This window comes from Bifidobacterium sp. FKU (assembly GCF_026016385.1).
Lineage (GTDB): Bacteria > Actinomycetota > Actinomycetes > Actinomycetales > Bifidobacteriaceae > Bifidobacterium > Bifidobacterium infantis.
This window is the reverse complement of record NZ_CP092888.1, coordinates 526,691-544,175: the sequence shown is the minus strand read 5'-3', so window position 1 is coordinate 544,175 and position 17,485 is coordinate 526,691. Positions and strand designations below refer to the sequence as shown.

Here is a 17,485-nt window from a genome sequence, read left to right as displayed (position 1 = left end):
ACGGGGAGCGATGCAATGGCGTCGGCTCCGGTCGCGGCCGCGGGGCTGTCGAAGAGTTTCGAGCTGCGTAGGGGTGAGACGGTGCCGGTGCTGAGGCATGTGGATTTCACAGCCGGTTGGGGTCAGATGACGGGGATCGTGGGACCGTCTGGTTCAGGCAAGTCCACGCTCATGTATTGTCTGGCGGGGTTGGAGTCCGTCTCCGATGGCTCTGTACGGGTGCTGGGACAGGAGGTGACCCGTATGAGCCGTGCCCAGTCGGCGCGGTTCCGGCGTGATCATCTGGGGTTTGTGTTCCAGTCGTATAATCTGGTGCCTTCGATGAGCGTGGAGGACAACCTCAGGCTTCCGTTCACGCTGCGCGGTGCGAAATATCCGTGGGATCGCGCGGCCGGGCTGCTTGACCGTCTGGGGATTCTCGGGTTGCGCAGGCAAAACGTGACGTTGCTGTCGGGCGGGGAGCAGCAGCGTGTGGCGTTGGCCCGTGTGCTCGTCGCCGATCCCGAGATCGTGTTCGCCGACGAGCCGACCGGCGCGTTGGACACCGAGTCCGGCGGGCGTGTGGTCGATGAGCTGCGCGCGTTCGCGGATCGTCCTGGTCATGCGGTGGTCATGGTCACGCACAGTCCCGAGGTCGCGGTCCGCTGCGATCGCGTCGCGCGGATGCGTGACGGTGTGTTGGCCGAGGTCGGTTCCGATTCGTCCGGTCTTGATGGGCGGGAGGCGATTTGATGCGTGGCCTGTTGCGTGATTTCAGGGATGCGCCTGTCGTGTGGGGCGCGGTATTGCTGCTGCTGGCAGTGGTGCAGTGCGTGTCGGGCATGGTGATGGTCATGTTGTCGAACGCGAGGATGGCCATGGCGGTTCCGGGGTTGCATGGCAGGGCGGTGATGTTCTCGATGGAGCTGAGCGGCCCTCCTCTGGTGCCGATGATCGTCGTGGGCATGCTCATGGTGCTTTTGGTGGTCTCCTCGGCCATCCGTCAGCGCCGCCGCGCCCTCGCCTTGATCGCATTGCAGGGTGCCACGCCCGGACAGTTGACGTCGCGCGTCTGCGCGCAGGTGCTGCTGTTGGATGTCGCCGCCACGCTCGTCTCGCTTATCGTCTCGCCGGCGCTGGCACGGGGGCTCTATCCGTTCGCGACCCGGCAGTTGGAGGCGAACGGGTTGCCGTTTCTGCCGCAGGATGTGACGGGCATGCTGCGGGCGTGGAGTTGCGGTATCGTCTTCGGATTCGCGATGGCCTTGGTCGGCTCGCTGTTGACGGTGCGCGTGGTCGGCGGCATATCGCCGGTCGAGGCGTTGCGCGAGGCGGCGAACCCTCCGAAAACGGTCGGTGTTCCCCGTCTTGTTCTTGCCTGGATCATGTTCGCCGGGGCGTTGGTCTCGCTGGCGGTCGGTCTGCTGAACGTGCGGAAGACATCGATGGCGCGGATGTCGGTGCAGGTCACGTTTTCGTCCATGTCGCCGCTGGCGTACGGCAACATGATCGCGATGCTGCTGTTCACCGTGTCCGTCTGCCTTGCCGGTCCGGCCGTGCTGTCGGCGACGGTGCGCATGTGGACGGCGGTGGTGCGTCTTCCCTGGCCGGCGTGGCGCATCGCATGCCAGCAGGCTCGGGCCAGGGTGTGCGCGTCCTCGTCCACCATCATTCCCATGGCCGCCGGATTGACGCTGCTCATGTCATATGAGTCGCTCACCTCGACCATCACCGCGTGGACGCGGCTGCTTCCCGCGGGGACGCCGACGGTGGAGGTGCCCGGTTTCGCCCGTATCCTGGCATTGATCGGCACATCGCTGGTCCTGGTGCTGGCGGCGGTGTGCTCGGGCTATCTGATCGCCCAGCGTGGACGGGAGCTTGACCTCGCGCTAGTAGCCGTCAGCGGTGGAACCCAAGGCCAGCTCAACGCCATCGCCGCCTTGGATGGGCTTATGATTGTCGTCACCTCGTCCCTGATCGCGTTCGTTCCCAGTCTGCTCGTATCCGTCTCGTTCTCCATCGGCATCTGGTTGTCGTTTGACGTGCTGGTATTCGGCATGCCGTGGCTCCTGTGGCTCGTGGTCGTGCTCTTGCTTGCCGCCATGGCGATGCTTGGTTCGTGGCTCACCGCGCAACGTGGCATTCGCACATCGCCGACGGTCGTCATCGCTCGTGCGGCAGGAGAATAAGCACCAAGCGGATATGCATGCGAGTATGTCTGATTGTGAGTCGAGGATATGGGATACGGGCGATGCTCCGCTGGGATTGAGGAAACCGGGCGGCCTGCCGGTCTATGGATTGCCGGTCGTGGCCACGCTGTTCATGCTGCGCATGCTATGGGTCACCAGGCGCGATGCCGTCCCGTCGTATCACTCGTATTGGGCCACGCACACGCCAAGCGTGTTTATGCTGATGCTGGCCGCCGTTTTTGCCGGCGGCGTCGCGCTGGCATGGCGGTACGTGAGACCCGAATGGGTGATGGGCGGAGAGCTTGCTCTGGCGTTGCTGCTGGATCTCGCCGGCGTGGGTGAATGGGCTCCGATCATGCCGATGATTGCCTATTGGGCGTTGATCATGACCGTCTCCAGTGATTTGCGGATCCTGTGCTTCGGACTTGCCTCCTGCATGGTGCTGGGCAGTCAGGCGTTCGCCGGAGACGGCTGGCGGCAGGCCGGATGGTCGATCTGGCTTGACATACTGCCCGCCATGCTTCCGATAGTGGTCATCGGCGTGCTGGGTTATGCGGTCCGCAACCGGCGCCTATCCTCCCTGGCGCTCCAACGCGAACGCGACGAGCGTCTGCGCGCGGACTTGCTCGCCCAACAGCGGGATGCGGCCGTTCGGCGCGGCAGCATCGTCGGCGAGATGCACGACAGCGTCGGCCACGATCTGACCAGCATCATCGCATTGGCCCAAGGACTGGCCGAACAGGTGGAAGGACAAGATGTGGATCCAGAGGTCGCACAGGCCATCGACGCGATCCGCGACATCGCCAAAAGCGGCCTGCAGGACACCCGGCACGCCCTGCGGGCCTTGACCGCCACCGATGCGAACCTGCCCGGTATTCCGCCGACCACAGGCGGTACGCAGTCGCACGAGATGAATGACACCGCGATCGAAGAGTCGGCGCAGCGATACATGTGGGATGACATCCGACCGGTGCTCGCACACGTACGGGCTTCCGGCGTGATCGCCACATTCACCGAGACCGGCCGACGCAGCGAGGACCCCGACCAGGCGGATCTGTGCTTCCGGGTGACCCGTGAGGCCGTCACCAACGCGGTGCGCCATGCGCCCGGCCTCGCGCATCTGAACGTCACATGGGATCACGCGGCGGATGGGAGCCTGATCGCGACCATCACCAACGACGGATCAACGAACCTCCCCAAGCCTTCCGATGGTGCCATCGGCACCGGTCTGGCGCGAATCGCGGACGCCATCGCCCGAACCGAAGGGTTCCTCTGCTACGGGCCGGACAGGGCGGAAACCGGTGTCTGGCGGGTGACCGCGATGCTGACGTCCGTCCGACAAGAGAAAGGCGTGACGTGGGATGACGAACATCATGCTGGTCGATGACCTGCAATACGCGAGGCTCGGCTACAAACTCATGCTTGGCAAGGCGAGTGACATCGCGATCGTCGCTCAGGCGGGCGATGGCCGACAGGCTATCGCTGAAATCGAGCGACTGGAATCGGCAGGAGGCCCGCTGCCGGACGTGGTGCTCATGGACGTGCGCATGCCCGTGATGGACGGCATCACCGCCACCCGTGAAATCACCCGCCGATGGCCCGCCATTCACGTGCTGATCCTCACCACGTACGACGAGGACGACTACGCATACGGTGGACTGGATGCGGGAGCCAGCGGATTCCTGCTCAAAGACGCCAGTGCTGCAGCCGTCAAGGATGCGATTCATGCGGTGGCGAACGGAGACGCCGTGGTCACGCCACGCATCACCCGGCAGATTCTCGAACACGGCATGCCCAGACCCACAGCAGGCCGCGAACAACAGAAGCTGCGGGATTCGTTCGCAGCCCTGCCGCCGCGCCAACGCGAGATATGCACACTGATCGCGGAAGGCATGACCAACGAGGAAATCGCCCGCAAACTGGTACTGGAGCCCGCGACGATACGACGAACCATCAGTCGAATCCTCTTCACCTTGCAACTGCATGACCGCACGCAAATCGCCGTCAGCTGGCTCAAGTCCCACGCATCACAGCAAGCAATGTCAATGGTAAGAACACGAAGATATGTGTCATCTTCAGCTGACAATCCGCTCCAAACACATTGAAATCAATAAGTAAGGATACAACAATGAAAAATTATTAAAGCATACAAGAAAAAAGGAAAAATATGATTGGTGAAGAAGATTACCTCGAATCAATTACGAAACAATCTCCATTTTTTGTAGATCACGCTTCTATGCTTCCATCCATGAAGCGTGACCATTGGATTGCGGAATCTCTTATTCCCGATACTTGGTATGTAACAAGAAGAGAACCGTGGACGTATGTAAGCTCTCCGAATGGAAAAATGCGAGTCAACGGATGGAAGATTCATTTAAGCGCAACAAAAGAGAACGCAGAAAAGATTCTTGCAGAAGTAATACAAATTTGCTGTAAATATAATACAACATTCAAATTTCAAAGTTCACATAGAGATTTTCTCAACTGCAACGGGAAGGCAGCAAATCGTTCAGGTAGTGGGAAATTCATCACCATATATCCATCAACAAATGATGAACTTGAAAAAATAGTCGGTGATTTATATCCCCTCATCAAAGATGAAAAAGGCCCTTATATTCTTAGTGACATTAGATACAAGCAAAGTCCAATCTTCTTTCGATACGGAGGATTCATTGACCTGCGTCGCGAGGATGAAAATAACGATTATATTTCTATGATCCCAGACCAATCTGGAATACTGGTCGCCGATAAGAGGCTTCCACATTTTATACATCCAGCAGAGGGAATCGACAAGCCAAAGTGTGTAGAAATATCTCTGAATGAATATATGAAAAATATTCCCACCGATTTAGATAACTATGAGATTAAAGCTGTACATTTCTCGAATTCCGGTGGGGTATATCGTGCAACCAATAAAAAGAATGAGATTGCCCTTTTAAAGGAAGCGAGACCATATGCCGGTCTAGACGCACGCCAACGCGATGCCATTGAGAGACTATCCATAGAATGGAAGATGCTCAATCTTCTTAAAAATACCGGCATTGCACCAAAACCATATCGAAGGTTTAACGCTTGGGAACATGGCTACATTGAAATGGAATGGCTTAATGAAATCACACTGAACCATTGGTTGTCGGAAAACTATCCCTATCAATGTGAAAATGATCATACTAATCAGTTGATGCAATATAGAAGTGATATCAATACAATCGCAACATCGATTATCAATGCTGTAAAAATTATTCATCGCACAGGCTATGTTCACGGGGATATTCATTTAGGAAACATAATGATTAATCCTAAAACAATGTCTATACACTTTATAGATTTTGAGGATGGACGCACCTTGGACTCCAAGGAAATATCAGCACATAATGCTATGGGATTCCATCCCCCATTGGGTTGCTCCGCTCAAGAAGCAGATTGGTTTGCTGTTTCAAGGGTACTCGCATGTCTATGCTATGCAAATACCTCGATTTGCATGCTTAGCCCAGATCATTGGATCAGAGTTAAGAATAATATTTCGAAAAAATTTGGCATGGAATATATAAATCTGTTAAAGGATGTTGAATCACGTTGCCCATGTGCATCTGGAGTTTCAGATGTTCCATTAACTCCAGATGCACATCTTACACAGTTTACACCACGTTTTTCCTTTAATCTGTTATCACACCCTGATTCCTTGTCATTAGTTAAAACTGAAATTATTAATGGCATTTTTCATACCCGTCATAAATTGCCAGGAAAACTATATCCTGGTGATGTAACACGGGGCTCCATTTGGGGTGCAAGTAACGTAAGCTCCGGCGCGGCGGGAATCCTAATGAGCCTGCATAGGGCCAACTCAATTATCAATTCGGATGACGTCCAATGGATGAAAGACATGATCCACGGTTTCGCGCAAAGCAATCAATCGGACTTTGGATTATATACAGGGCTATCCGGCATAGGATTAGTCGCTTTTGAGTTGGGAGAATTAGAAACTGCTCACGAACTATTATTTAGCACATATGAACATTGGAAAGAGACACGAAATCTTGACCTTAATGGCGGACTAGCCGGTCAAGGATTAGCCCTGATATCATACGGAATGGCTACAGACGATAAGAGGTATTTCCATGAGGCTATTGCACTTGGACATCGTATAGCGCAATGGATGGAATCCAATCAAATCGCAAGCATAAAACAAGGTGGCCTCCTGCATGGATGGAGTGGTATCGCACTGTTTTGGTTAGCTCTAAGTCGTATTGACATCGAACATAACCCAGCTTATATTCGGCGTGCGCTTAATTGCATATGCAGAGATTTAGACAATACCGTTATTGAGCCAAATGGAATGCGAGGAATTAAGGATAAGCACAATAGGTCTCTTCCTTACCTTGCAGATGGTTCTGCCGGCCTAATAGTGGCAATTTCCATTGCACGAATTGCACTACATGATGATTCTCTTTTCCATAAAGAATGGGACTCACTCATTGCGGCATGTTCATCATCTCAATATGCTTTTTCCGGACTAAACAATGGGATTGCTGGGATATTAGTTGCAAACCATTTTGCCTCAACATGGTCACCGCAAACAACACAAACAAATAATAGACTTTTAGATGAATTAAACGACTATAGTTTGTCTTGGGAAAATACGCTACAATTCCCGGGAGATTCATACTTGCGCCTCTCAAGCGATTATTCAACCGGATCAGCAGGGATACTAACAGCATTAAATGTCCTTACCCATAATCTTTGGGATTTATTCCCGCTCCCAAATGCAAAAGATTTGTTCTGCGGAAGGTCCGCGGAACAAAATAGTAGAAAGGAACAACAATGAATAAAATCATCGACATGCAGTCGATCGAGGAAGTGAATGACGACGCGGTGCATGACAGTGGCTACAGCTACTCGTTCTGCTTCGGTCGCCCGAGCAGCACCAGCGGTTTCTTCTGCTGATTCATAAAGGTTAAAAATGAGGGGGTGACTCGTTAGGGTCACCCCCTCATTTACACCAATAGGAGCGCTTGAAATGTTTAAAGCAATAGGACGAATCAAGGGATATTTATACTTTTGGTTAAATGACGGAAATGATGTCTGGTGTTGTCGTTCAGGAAAGAAAGCGTCCGAAAGCGATATTTTTCCTTCCCGTGATTCCAACATAGCGTTTAAATGGACTAAATGCTTTAAAATCAATAAGAATGATTATAAGTCTCTGCAGTCAATTGAAATAGATAACAAATCAAAATATGCGGCAATAATAGTGCAAGATCGAAAATATCCCTACTCAAATCTGAGGGTCATAAATATGCGGACAGGTATTGATTTCATTAAACTCAATTACATAGGAAAGGGAAGTATAATTTCATCTGATAATTCATGCATATACTATGCAAAAACAGATGAATCATCTGGGGCGATTTCGGAAATACGCAAACAGTCACTTACTTCGATTAAAGAAAACCGTTGTGTTGCCTCATTTGACAGCACGGCTTGGCCTACTGTTCACGCGACGGACGACAGAAAATATTTACTTGTATATCATGGTTCTCAGGTTACAATCATAAGACTCGCATCAAACAACGCAGCTGAAAAAGTTATTGATGCATGCAATGGAATAGGATCAGTCCATAAAATCATGCATAAAACAATTGAATCTCGTGAGTTTTTCTTTGGATACTTTGTTGACAAATTCAATAATTGGTTTTTGATAATTATAAACGGGGAAGATAGTATTAAAAAGACTGATACTTGGCTACGAAAGCAAATTAAGGTCGATGAAATCGAGGATCTTTTTTTGCTTGAAAACAAAATTGTACTTCAGGTTAAATTTGATCAAAAAATACAAATACGATTTCTGGATATTAAAGCATTAGTTTTTAACCATAATCAGGAATGGAAAAATATCACCATACAAATGAAAAAGCATATGAGTTTATTAAAGTTTGTCCGACCGATTGAAGTCAACAAACAATCCGTTCCTTACAGCATAGAATGTCCGGCTTGCAGACCCTCAATACATTATCTCAATTTCTCAAAAGAAGAATCATCTATAGACTACTCATCATCAGGCAACTTAAATCATGTAACTCAACAATATAACATCCTAAGTAGAGATGGAGAGACAGAGATACCTGTAACAATCATTTCACCAATTAGAAATCCACAAAACAAGATAGTTCTAGCTGTTTATGGATCATATGGAATCAAGTTTAATTACAACTATAGCCCTCTGATTCAATCCTTAATTGATAATGGAATATACTTTGCTTATGCTCATGTCAGAGGCGGAGGGGAGAAGGGAGAGAAATGGCATCAAGCTGGTATGGGAATCAATACAATTAATTCGATTCATGATTATTTAGACGTTGCAAATGGAATTAACCGATTAGTACATAGAACAAAATGCAAAGTTATTGGGATGGGAGCAAGCGCGGGCGGATTTGTTGTCGCCTCCGCTCTAAATGAGAATCCATTGAGCTTTGCTGGTATTTATATATCTGCTCCGTTCATCTCGCCACTGACGGCTATCAAAGATGTAAAAAACCCACGTTGGAGAATGGATATGTTGGAATTTGGGAATCCGGATAACAAACGTGATGTGCAGATTTTACGACATTTATCTCCCTTAGAAAATATTAAGGGTAAACATTATCCCCCCGCCCTTGTTGCCTTAAATGAGTTTGATGTTAATGTTAACAACTATCAAATTCGAGAATATATTGACAAATTGAGAAAAACTGGAGCAAGCGTCGATTTATTGCTAAGAATAGGGGCATCCCATTCCGTTTTCAAGGCTTCAAATCACGAAAACGATGAAATTAGGTGGATTAAACGTATTTAGTATATATATCATATACCTGTAATAAATAACCGCCAACGAGCCGTTCGGATTCATCGACCGCATCGGCGTCACCATGTACGCCGGCTACGTCACCTGCCTGTGCCGCCACCTCGAAAGCTCGGGTAAACAGCCGATGATGCGGGACGCCCCCCCCCAAAAAAAAACCGGATATTCTCGACAGGCTTCCCGAAACCGTTACTCTGCTCGACTGGCATTTCGGCCCGCGGGTTGACGACGGGAAAATCTGCCCGTTGCCGGGCCAAGCAGATCATCTATCCGACCGTATGATGCTGGAAACGCACTCCTGCCGCGCATCGATGACGTCAGGAACAACATCACCCACATGACCCGCTACGGCGCGCATACCATGCGCAAGGCATGCTGGTCACCGACTGGGGCGACCTTGACCACGTCAACGACCTGCACATGGCCATTCCCGGCATAATCATCGGCACGCAGGAGACATGGAACCCCGAACACATCCCGGATGAAACCGAGATGCTCCACCGCATCTCCCGACTCGAATACCACGACGCCAGCGGAGAGCTGCTTGATATCCCCACTCACGCAAGTCATTCGGCCTGCTTCCAATGGAACCAGCTGATCACCTGGTTGGAGCTCGATGACGGACAAGGCGGAGTCAGCACCGAGATCCTGCAAACCATTCCGGGACTGCTACCAGAAAACGAACGGCCGGACGATGCGATCCGCACCCTCCAGGACGAAAGCCAGATACCGTCACTTGCAGAATCCCGACTGATGCTGCTCCGCTATCTAAAGCACCACATCACGCTCGACGAGACCTCGGGCCATCTTCTTCGGGTCTGCGCCCGACAAATCGCCACGATCGTCGCCGCCACAGGACTACAGGCCACAGCGAACGCCGCGGCACTCCGCATAGCCATCGAGGGACAGCGACTTCTGAATCAGGTCGGTCTCCGACTTGCTCCGATGCCGGAGTCGTCGACTCCTTGCAGTTGAGTGCCGCATCTCAGCATGACGATACGGCGCGTCTTGCCGAAGCGCTGGAAATCTGGATGGAGGCGTATGCGGCGCAATGGAGCACGGTCAGCCAAGGCTCCGGACTCCGTCGGCTGCAAGATACGGTGCGGGAGTTAACGGACTACCTGCGCTTCCAATCCATCTGATGCTGCGATTGTGAGACTTCGATCTGTCAGATACCGATATGCCGTGAAGGACCAATTCAGATCCCTCACGGCATTTCCTATACGAAGATGTATCACGCATCGCGACAGTGCATCAATGCGGTCTAGGATTCACGACTTCGAGTACTAGCCATATCGCTTATAAATGATTCAGCGAGCTTGTCAACCACTTGGCTCTGATGCGAGGCGACGGTGAGCTGATAGTACCGGATAGCCACCTTCTCGCTGACGTGTCCCAATTGATTCATGACTTCCCGCAACGTTCCACCCTGAATCATGAGTAATGTTGCATGACTGGCTCGTAATGCCTGGAACGTCAGATCAGGGCGCCCTGCTTTCAATCGGGCCTTGGCGAACTGGCCGTCCAGCGTTGTCTGGGACATGATTCTTGCACGCTTGGGCACGAACACAGACGAATCCGGTCGGGTCAGATCGCAGTAATCAGAAAGGTGCTGTCGAATAAGAGGAATCAGCGTATCCGGGATGTGTACGTTCCTGATACTGGATTCCGTTTTCGTCTTACCGAATTGGAGATCCCCTCTGTCAGCGTCACCGCGATTCACGGAGCGTCGGACGTGAAGTATCTGCCTATTCAGATCGATGTCTTGCACCTGAAGACCGCATAGTTCACCGCATCGCAGACCACCCACTAACGTCGAGAGGAACACGGACAGTCTGGTGTAATCGGGCATGGCGTCAGCCAGCAGGATTAATTCGGAAGGAGTCACCGGCGGTACATTGATGCGGGCGGGCTGTGGCGCTGGCGGAATATGGAATATGAAGGGATTGAAGGACAGCAATGGCTCCGAACCGTCCAATCCGCCTCGGGTGGCTGATTCCAGTACCGCCTTCAGCCGCATGCATGAGCGTCGGAACGCCCACCGTCCTTCCGGGTGAGGCGCATCATACCAAGCCTTGATAATGGACGGAGTGATCTCGTTAAGCGGCAGGTCCCCAAGACTTGGCAAAAAATGGCCAATGTCCAGGTAAAGATTGCGACGCGTGCCACCGGCGATACCATTGCCGTCGGGCAGCCGGTATTCCTCGGCCCATCGCATCACATAGTCACGGAACAACATATTGCGTTGTGTCCGGCTCTTTTCCTCGACGGCTTTTCGTCGGCTTCGTTCCGTTGGATGAACCCATTCGGCGATGCCGTTACGATGGAGGCTGACAAGATACTTTTCGGCTTCCAGCCATCTACGGGCTTCGAGCTCCTGATCCGGCTTGAACTGGCGTTGGACGCGTTTGCCGGGTTCTAATGGATTCGGATATCGAACCTGCCATGCGATTAGCATGCCGGTTCTGTCATAACGGGCCAGCACGGTTCCCCACTTGCTTCGCGGAGGCTTCTGCGGATGGTTTCCATGGGAATGCCTGATTTTCGGCATATTGATCTCCCTCGATCACGAAAAGGCGCACCCCGCGTGCGCCTTGTGGGGAGATTGAAACCAAGGAACAGTGTAAGTGAATATGCTGAAAGAGCCGTTGCTTGTTTTTGTCATCTTGAGATGACAAACCGTCCAGGGTATCTTGAGTTCGACTGCATAGGATTCGATACTTTATATCGTGGCCTTAAGTCTGAGAATCATCTTCTGGGGCTGACCCTGAAGCTATTCACAGACTGACTGCATATTGAGAAAATTATTTGCCTGACCCCGATATGCCTTAATCGTGTAGGAAGACGGACTCAAAGGAGAGAAATGGCTATATCAAACACCATTGAGTTGGCTCCGATGTGGACGCTTCTTCTTTATTGTTCGATGATTGGATGCAATATCTATTATCTGCATTATCTTGATCGGCACCGATTTCAGTGGATTCCTGCACGCTTCTTCGTCCTGCCGATACTTATCTCGATCGTCTCTGCCGTTTTTGTAATGCTGACATATTGCGATGTCGCTTATTCAGCAAAAGCAGATATGGATATGAGAGATTTCTATATCTCATATATCCCTTTGGTTTCCATCCTGTTGGGAATTCTCATACTCATGGAAATCATATATTCCATAAAAATTTCCCTATCCAAGAAGAAGAATCGCAATGCGTAATAATCGACTGGTCAAATCGACGGCCTCCCTCTTGCTCGCCGTCACGGTCTCCTTCTCCTCGGTAATGGTGGCCTTGGTCACGCCGGCCGCCTCGCACAGGGCCTGCTGTTCGAGTTCTTCCTTGGCCAGGTGCAGGCGCACGTTCCATGCGGCGACCTCACGCAGGTGCTCTCCCAGTTCGACGGCCTGTGTCCTTGCCGTGGTGTTGCCGGTCATGTCCGTTCCTTTCGCTCGCGTGCCCTTGGTGGCTTGTGCGCACCATGCTATGGGCGGCGCGCTTGGTTGCGCAATACGACCGCCTCCCCGGTTCGGTCTGGTCGAACCGGGCCGGGAAAAACATGGAAAACGAAAGCGCTCCGCACCGTGTTGGCGCTTGGTGCGGGGCTGATCGACAACCTTGGGCGGGATTCCGGGCGATTCAAGTGACAAGAGTCCCGGGATTCGCCCTCCATTGAAAGAGAGTTATCGCAATGACCAATCCTACCATCGCTTCCGTCCCGCGTGCGGCGGGAGCCGTGAAACCAATCCCGTCGCTGCGCGTGCGGATCGCCCGCGCGCACCTGCTGGCGGTGTTGCTTCATCCCGCGCGCTCGTCGCGCCGTCGCCGCCGGAGCGCCTGAGATGGGCCCGGCATCTCCACCGTTGCGTGCCCTTGCCAGTCCGTCCGTTCTTCTTCATCGCACGCCCGCATACCGGGCGTTTCTTCGCTTTGTTGGATGGCGTTCTCACACCATCCAGCCCCCACCGGGAGCGCATCATTTTCCACGCGGGGAAAAGACATGCCGACACGCCCACTCGTACAAGGCCAGACCTCGATCATAAGCACCACAAAAGTTCCTATAGGCCAGCATCGTGGTATCCAGGCCACCAAAACTACCCGACCGTCGTCACCGCCTAACCCGCTTCACCCACACCAAACAGCGAAAGGCCATTTAGGTTGCAGGTTCGTTTAAGGAACGTCATCGGACAAATCATTGGTATTCCAACGTTTCTTTATTTAAGGAGCAACTGCTGGCATACGCTTAATTCGCACAGCCGTCACTTACTATCAGAATTGGTAACTTCTTTAGCGTGCTTCATCAGGTTTGCTTGCCTGTAGGCTGGTCTCAGAAATCAACAGAGCAAGAGGAGACAGCATGATGGTTCAACTGGATGAGGTCACCCAATTCTCTCATATGCCGGAAGGGCAGTATTTCGACCGTAAGAGCGCCCGGATCAAGCCGGAGGATGCGGTTCGGCATGTCATTGCGTTCGCCAACGCCTCGGGCGGCCAGCTGGTCATCGGCATCGAGGACGATGGCACGATCACGGGATTCAGACGCGAGAATGCCAAGCCGATCGAATCCTTCGAGCAACTGCCGATCACACTGTGCGCGCCTTGGAGTACGACAAGGGCCAGCTGTGGTTCGAGGACGAGCTGGCTCGCGGCTGCGCGGGCATCGACGATGTGGACCGTGAGTTTCTGGCGCGGTATAAGCGGGTCATCGGCGCGGAGCACATGGACGACGAACGTTTACTTGTAGCCCGTGATTTCCTGCGCGATGGCCGGTTGACGGACGCCGGTGTGATTCTGTTCGCCGCCGATCCGATGCGGTTCCTGCCTTCGGCGTGGGTACGTGTGCTGCGCGTGGATGGCACCGAGCTGCGCACCGGGCGCAATCTGAACATCACCAAAGACGTGGAGTTCTCCGGCCCATTGGTCAGCGTGGTCGAGAAAGCCGGAGCGCTGATCGAAGCGCTGCTGCGCGACTTCCAGGTGCTTGATGACAACGTGAGGTTCAAAACGGTGCCCGAATATCCGCGTTTCGCGTGGTTCGAGGGATTGGTCAATGCGGTGGCGCACCGCGATTACTCGTTGCAGGGTGACTATACGCGTGTGATGATCTTCGACAACCGATTGGAGATTACCAGTCCGGGTACGCTGCCCAATAGGGTGACTTTGGAGAACATGCGCACCACCCGGTTCGCACGCAATCCGAAGATCTGCCATGTGCTCACCTCGTTCGAAATGGTGCGCGAGCTCAACGAGGGCGTGCACCGCATGTACGAGGAAATGGACGAACTGGGTCTGCCGGCGCCGGAGTTCAGCGAGCCCAACGGCATGGTCGTCAAGCTCGTGTTGCGCAACGACATCGCCCGGCGCGTGCCCTACGTGGCCGCAGCCGACGAGGTTCCGAATATGGCCAGGAACAAAACGGATGATCACGGCCTTGTGGTGAATGGTCAGGAGCTTACCCCGGTGGAGCGCACGGCGCTGGACATCGCTGCGCGTGACGGCAAGGTAAGCACGCGGATTTTGGCTCAGGAGGCCGGCATTGGGCTGAGGACCGCATCCAAGACACTCGCCGCCTTGGCCGAACGAGGCCTGCTTACGTGGCATGGCACCAGCCGGAGGGATCCGCAACAGCACTACACATCCAAGTAGCTCCGCATTACTCCGCATTACTCCGCATTACTCCGCACCGCGCAAAGTCACAGCGGAGGCATGCATACAAGCATCGAACGACTTTGATGGTATGCAGCACCTGTCTTAACTCGAAACGAGGCCAAAAGAAAACATGAAAAGGGGAACCGATGGGAGCGATGGACTCTTACTCCAAGATGCTGAACACTCTTGCCGTGAGCATAGGCATGGCGAGCTTGCTGCGACGTTTTGAAGAACTCAAATCATCCTGGGATATTGTCCACGATTATATAGGAATGAATATCGAAATCATTGTCAATCAATTCCTGCATAGATACAGTTGCGCGCTCAGCCGAGTAGAGATATCGAACACTATCAGCACGTACTTGCCCCCCGGATACCGAATTGAATGATGTTCTTTTCTTGAATGAGTGTCTAGTTCGAGTGGATGGTTGACGCATGTCCTGGGCATGGCTGACAGGTGTTTCGGGGCATGGTTGACAACGATGGGGTTGGCGGCCGTTGCGGCGTCATGGATGCACGGCGGCGGTCCGGCACGGCCGGCGACAATCAGACCACGTCCTGAGCGCAACGCGGCGAGCACCCGCGCGACAAGGCCATCGCCGCCGACCCGGAGACCGGCGAGATCCTCGCCGGCCAGACGCTCGACGCCACCCGCGAACATCGATACCGCAAGCCGGCGAACGATGTCAACGATGCCCCACGACAGATGTAAAGCATGCCTCAGGAGACCCGTCAACTATGCCCCAAGACATCACACCTGTGGTACGATACAATCGTATTTCAAATTTAATTGAAATATAACCAGACGATTCGATGGATCCTAAAGATCCATTGAGGGAAGAAATGGAATGATGAGCGTCGACGAAGAAGCCTATGCAAGCCGGGACGTGAACATGACCAAGCTCCGCAATGCCCTCCTTGCTGCGGAATCCTCAGAAAATGAGCGTAGGGCCTTCTCTGAGGATCCACATTCGTATCTTCTGTCAAAGGGAGTCGAAGACTTCATCTGCCAAGTCGGAACAACCCAGACGCGATCCTCAGACACTAATTACCAAGCACCTTGGATTATACCTTAAATATGAAAGACCGTTATTCGGAGAGGAGAACCTCCCATCATCAGCGAAATATTGTCTGCTCTAAGCGACCCGACCCGACGCGAAATCCTTGAGTTGCTCAGGGAACGAAGTATGTCAGCCGGTGAGATTTCTTCGATGCTGCAAATGAAGCCTTCCGCAGTATCATACCATCTGAGTTATTTATATGATTCTGGTTTGATTTGCCGAATGCGTCAGGGGAATCGATTGATTTATCGGCTTAACCTCACTGCAATTGACGAACTAATTGTTTATTTCGTGAATTTGTCAAAAAATGACGGGACTCAGTCTCACGATTTTAGTGAAAAGAAAGAATAGATGAAAAAAAACGTATTAACATCAATTGTATCCATAATATCATACTTGCTAGCACTCGTACCCCTAGTGACTCTCGCCATATCTTGGTCGTCGATACCCGCAGTTGTTCCTGTTCATATTGGTTTTGACGGGAAGATAGACCGGTGGGGGTCTAAGTGGGAGCTGATAATTGTCGCTGTCATAATAGCTGTTCTATTTATATCTATTGTGACAGCACTTCGACTTAGCTTCCTTAGTAACAATAAAAAAACTGTACATGTCAGTAAAAAAGGGTGGAGCAAAGGAGTATTCTCCGCATATTTGTCTTTTATCCTTATGGAAATCATTGTCGATGTGTTATTAATAATTTTTTTCGGAACAGTTCATGCAAATCCAGTCAGCATGAATCGAATTATTTCCTCCGGAGCCGGAGTCATATTAATCATCTTTGGCAATATCGCGCCCCTTCTATCAATACCTAGCTGGTTTGGCCTGCACTTCCCCAAACTGCGGTCTCAAGCAAAAGCGGAATCGTTCGTTTCACAATCAGCAGGGTTTTCTGCACTCTTTTTCGGTATTATCTGCATTGTTCTGTCATTCATTGTTCCTCTCCAATACTGCGGAATCATAGCTTTTCTCTGCTATGTATTGTCATTCATCCTGATAATGATATTGTGGCTTGTTGCATTACGAACCATGCACGATGACTGAGTTTCGCCTCACCGTATCTGCACATGAACATGATTCTGAACCGACGAATGTCGGCGAGGTTAGGATAACCGATTTGTCGTTCCTGCTGACGCTCTTACTTGAGAATCAGAAGCATGGGACTTCTGCATGCCTTGGGGGTGTCGATATCCCATGCTTCTGAGCGGCGCTTTGGCTGCACCTCTCAGACGTATTGACGGTGGTTTGTGCATAGATGTTTTGGCACGAATCATAGTCGTAGGTCTCTCGATGAAGTTGCCGTCAGCTGTATTACAGCAACGGGTGTCAAGTGTCCTCTGCCACTCTTAGAGACAGGGAGAAGATCCAAATGTGTTGTTCGCAATTCTAGGATATACTTCGTTGGGCATGAAACGCAGGCATTCAACGTCAGGGAAACAAGAACTTGCATCAGCCGGCGACCGTGCTATATAATGCAATCAAACGTCTGAAATGTAGTACAAGTCCACCGCACGCTCTCGTTCCTCGGGACCGGACATACGATAATCCTTTCGTCCAGCCTCCAAGAAAACGTCCGCAGCCTGCTACCCGTCAACCTTCAAAGAAACAACATACTGACAGCAAGGAGGAATCAGTGTTGAAGAAAAATGACAACTTAGTACCGCGCCAACCCAGAAACGAGAATCGCTCTATATGGAATAGCAATGCATGGCTTTTGCTAGGTCTCGGACTCGGAGCATTCATCGGGCTTCTGACCTACACGCAACATTGGTTGTAACCAATTAC

Annotated in this window: 15 protein-coding genes; 12 read left to right on the top strand and 3 right to left on the bottom strand. The window is 52.0% G+C overall.

Annotated features, from left to right (window positions below):
* Positions 1-15 precede the first annotated feature (15 nt).
* The 8 genes from MMB48_RS02500 (at position 16) to MMB48_RS02465 (ending at position 9,978) form a co-directional block, all read left to right on the top strand.
* A complete protein-coding gene (locus MMB48_RS02500) occupies positions 16-732 on the top strand; it encodes an ABC transporter ATP-binding protein (RefSeq protein ID WP_014484604.1) in 717 nt (238 codons plus the stop codon).
* Positions 732-2,168: an FtsX-like permease family protein gene (locus tag MMB48_RS02495; protein ID WP_032743540.1), complete on the top strand. Its 1,437-nt coding sequence runs from the start codon at positions 732-734 to the stop codon at positions 2,166-2,168. Before MMB48_RS02500 ends, MMB48_RS02495 begins: the two co-directional genes overlap by 1 nt.
* 25 nt (positions 2,169-2,193) lie before the next feature.
* Positions 2,194-3,555, top strand: a complete 1,362-nt coding sequence (locus MMB48_RS02490; RefSeq protein WP_014484603.1) for a sensor histidine kinase — start codon at positions 2,194-2,196, stop codon at positions 3,553-3,555.
* Positions 3,530-4,273 (top strand): response regulator transcription factor, encoded by a 744-nt coding sequence (locus MMB48_RS02485; RefSeq protein WP_012576883.1) that lies wholly within the window; start codon positions 3,530-3,532, stop codon positions 4,271-4,273. Before MMB48_RS02490 ends, MMB48_RS02485 begins: the two co-directional genes overlap by 26 nt.
* A gap of 62 nt (positions 4,274-4,335) precedes the next feature.
* Entirely contained in the window at positions 4,336-6,993 is a 2,658-nt protein-coding gene (lanKC, locus tag MMB48_RS02480) for a class III lanthionine synthetase LanKC (protein ID WP_080684900.1), read from the top strand.
* Positions 6,990-7,112, top strand: a complete 123-nt coding sequence (locus tag MMB48_RS02475) for a hypothetical protein (RefSeq protein WP_256756184.1) — start codon at positions 6,990-6,992, stop codon at positions 7,110-7,112. Before lanKC ends, MMB48_RS02475 begins: the two co-directional genes overlap by 4 nt.
* Positions 7,113-7,185: 73 nt before the next feature.
* Entirely contained in the window at positions 7,186-8,997 is a 1,812-nt protein-coding gene (locus MMB48_RS02470; protein WP_080714663.1) for a prolyl oligopeptidase family serine peptidase, read from the top strand.
* Between the two features lie 378 nt (positions 8,998-9,375).
* Entirely contained in the window at positions 9,376-9,978 is a 603-nt protein-coding gene (locus MMB48_RS02465; RefSeq protein ID WP_230581160.1) for a hypothetical protein, read from the top strand.
* A gap of 289 nt (positions 9,979-10,267) precedes the next feature.
* On the opposite strand, the gene MMB48_RS02460 is transcribed toward MMB48_RS02465, so the two are convergent.
* Together MMB48_RS02460 and MMB48_RS02455 are read right to left on the bottom strand one after the other, a co-directional pair.
* Entirely contained in the window at positions 10,268-11,554 is a 1,287-nt protein-coding gene (locus MMB48_RS02460; RefSeq protein ID WP_032743543.1) for a tyrosine-type recombinase/integrase, read from the bottom strand.
* 630 nt (positions 11,555-12,184) lie between these two features.
* Entirely contained in the window at positions 12,185-12,430 is a 246-nt protein-coding gene (locus MMB48_RS02455) for a hypothetical protein (RefSeq protein ID WP_032743545.1), read from the bottom strand.
* Between the two features lie 920 nt (positions 12,431-13,350).
* Between MMB48_RS02455 and MMB48_RS02450 the strand changes: the two genes are divergently transcribed.
* Both MMB48_RS02450 and MMB48_RS02445 read left to right on the top strand, forming a co-directional pair.
* Positions 13,351-13,737 carry a helix-turn-helix domain-containing protein gene (locus MMB48_RS02450; RefSeq protein ID WP_234883713.1) on the top strand — a complete coding sequence of 129 codons (387 nt, stop codon included), beginning with the start codon at positions 13,351-13,353 and terminating at the stop codon, positions 13,735-13,737.
* A complete protein-coding gene (locus MMB48_RS02445) occupies positions 13,713-14,639 on the top strand; it encodes an ATP-binding protein (RefSeq protein WP_080714665.1) in 927 nt (308 codons plus the stop codon). Before MMB48_RS02450 ends, MMB48_RS02445 begins: the two co-directional genes overlap by 25 nt.
* Positions 14,640-14,937: 298 nt before the next feature.
* Here MMB48_RS02445 and MMB48_RS02440 read toward each other — a convergent pair whose 3' ends face one another.
* On the bottom strand, positions 14,938-15,378 hold the full coding sequence (locus tag MMB48_RS02440; protein ID WP_151497906.1) for a hypothetical protein: 441 nt from the start codon (positions 15,376-15,378) through the stop codon (positions 14,938-14,940).
* A 391-nt stretch (positions 15,379-15,769) separates the two neighbouring features.
* On the opposite strand from MMB48_RS02440, the gene MMB48_RS02435 reads away from it, so the two are divergent.
* Together MMB48_RS02435 and MMB48_RS02430 are read left to right on the top strand one after the other, a co-directional pair.
* Entirely contained in the window at positions 15,770-16,054 is a 285-nt protein-coding gene (locus MMB48_RS02435; RefSeq protein WP_159426793.1) for a metalloregulator ArsR/SmtB family transcription factor, read from the top strand.
* Positions 16,055-16,744 (top strand): DUF1648 domain-containing protein, encoded by a 690-nt coding sequence (locus MMB48_RS02430; protein ID WP_032743551.1) that lies wholly within the window; start codon positions 16,055-16,057, stop codon positions 16,742-16,744.
* Positions 16,745-17,485 lie beyond the last annotated feature (741 nt).

Excerpts from the sequence above, each read along its gene's own strand:
- MMB48_RS02500 (WP_014484604.1), top strand. The coding sequence starts at position 16 with ATGGCGTCGGCTCCGGTCGCGGCCGCGGGGCTGTCGAAGAGTTTCGAG.
- MMB48_RS02495 (WP_032743540.1), top strand. The coding sequence starts at position 732 with ATGCGTGGCCTGTTGCGTGATTTCAGGGATGCGCCTGTCGTGTGGGGC.
- MMB48_RS02490 (WP_014484603.1), top strand. The coding sequence starts at position 2,194 with ATGTCTGATTGTGAGTCGAGGATATGGGATACGGGCGATGCTCCGCTG.
- MMB48_RS02485 (WP_012576883.1), top strand. The coding sequence starts at position 3,530 with ATGACGAACATCATGCTGGTCGATGACCTGCAATACGCGAGGCTCGGC.
- lanKC (WP_080684900.1), top strand. The coding sequence starts at position 4,336 with ATGATTGGTGAAGAAGATTACCTCGAATCAATTACGAAACAATCTCCA.
- MMB48_RS02475 (WP_256756184.1), top strand. The coding sequence starts at position 6,990 with ATGAATAAAATCATCGACATGCAGTCGATCGAGGAAGTGAATGACGAC.
- MMB48_RS02470 (WP_080714663.1), top strand. The coding sequence starts at position 7,186 with ATGTTTAAAGCAATAGGACGAATCAAGGGATATTTATACTTTTGGTTA.
- MMB48_RS02465 (WP_230581160.1), top strand. The coding sequence starts at position 9,376 with ATGCTGGTCACCGACTGGGGCGACCTTGACCACGTCAACGACCTGCAC.
- MMB48_RS02460 (WP_032743543.1), bottom strand. The coding sequence starts at position 11,554 with ATGCCGAAAATCAGGCATTCCCATGGAAACCATCCGCAGAAGCCTCCG.
- MMB48_RS02455 (WP_032743545.1), bottom strand. The coding sequence starts at position 12,430 with ATGACCGGCAACACCACGGCAAGGACACAGGCCGTCGAACTGGGAGAG.
- MMB48_RS02450 (WP_234883713.1), top strand. The coding sequence starts at position 13,351 with ATGATGGTTCAACTGGATGAGGTCACCCAATTCTCTCATATGCCGGAA.
- MMB48_RS02445 (WP_080714665.1), top strand. The coding sequence starts at position 13,713 with ATGGACGACGAACGTTTACTTGTAGCCCGTGATTTCCTGCGCGATGGC.
- MMB48_RS02430 (WP_032743551.1), top strand. The coding sequence starts at position 16,055 with ATGAAAAAAAACGTATTAACATCAATTGTATCCATAATATCATACTTG.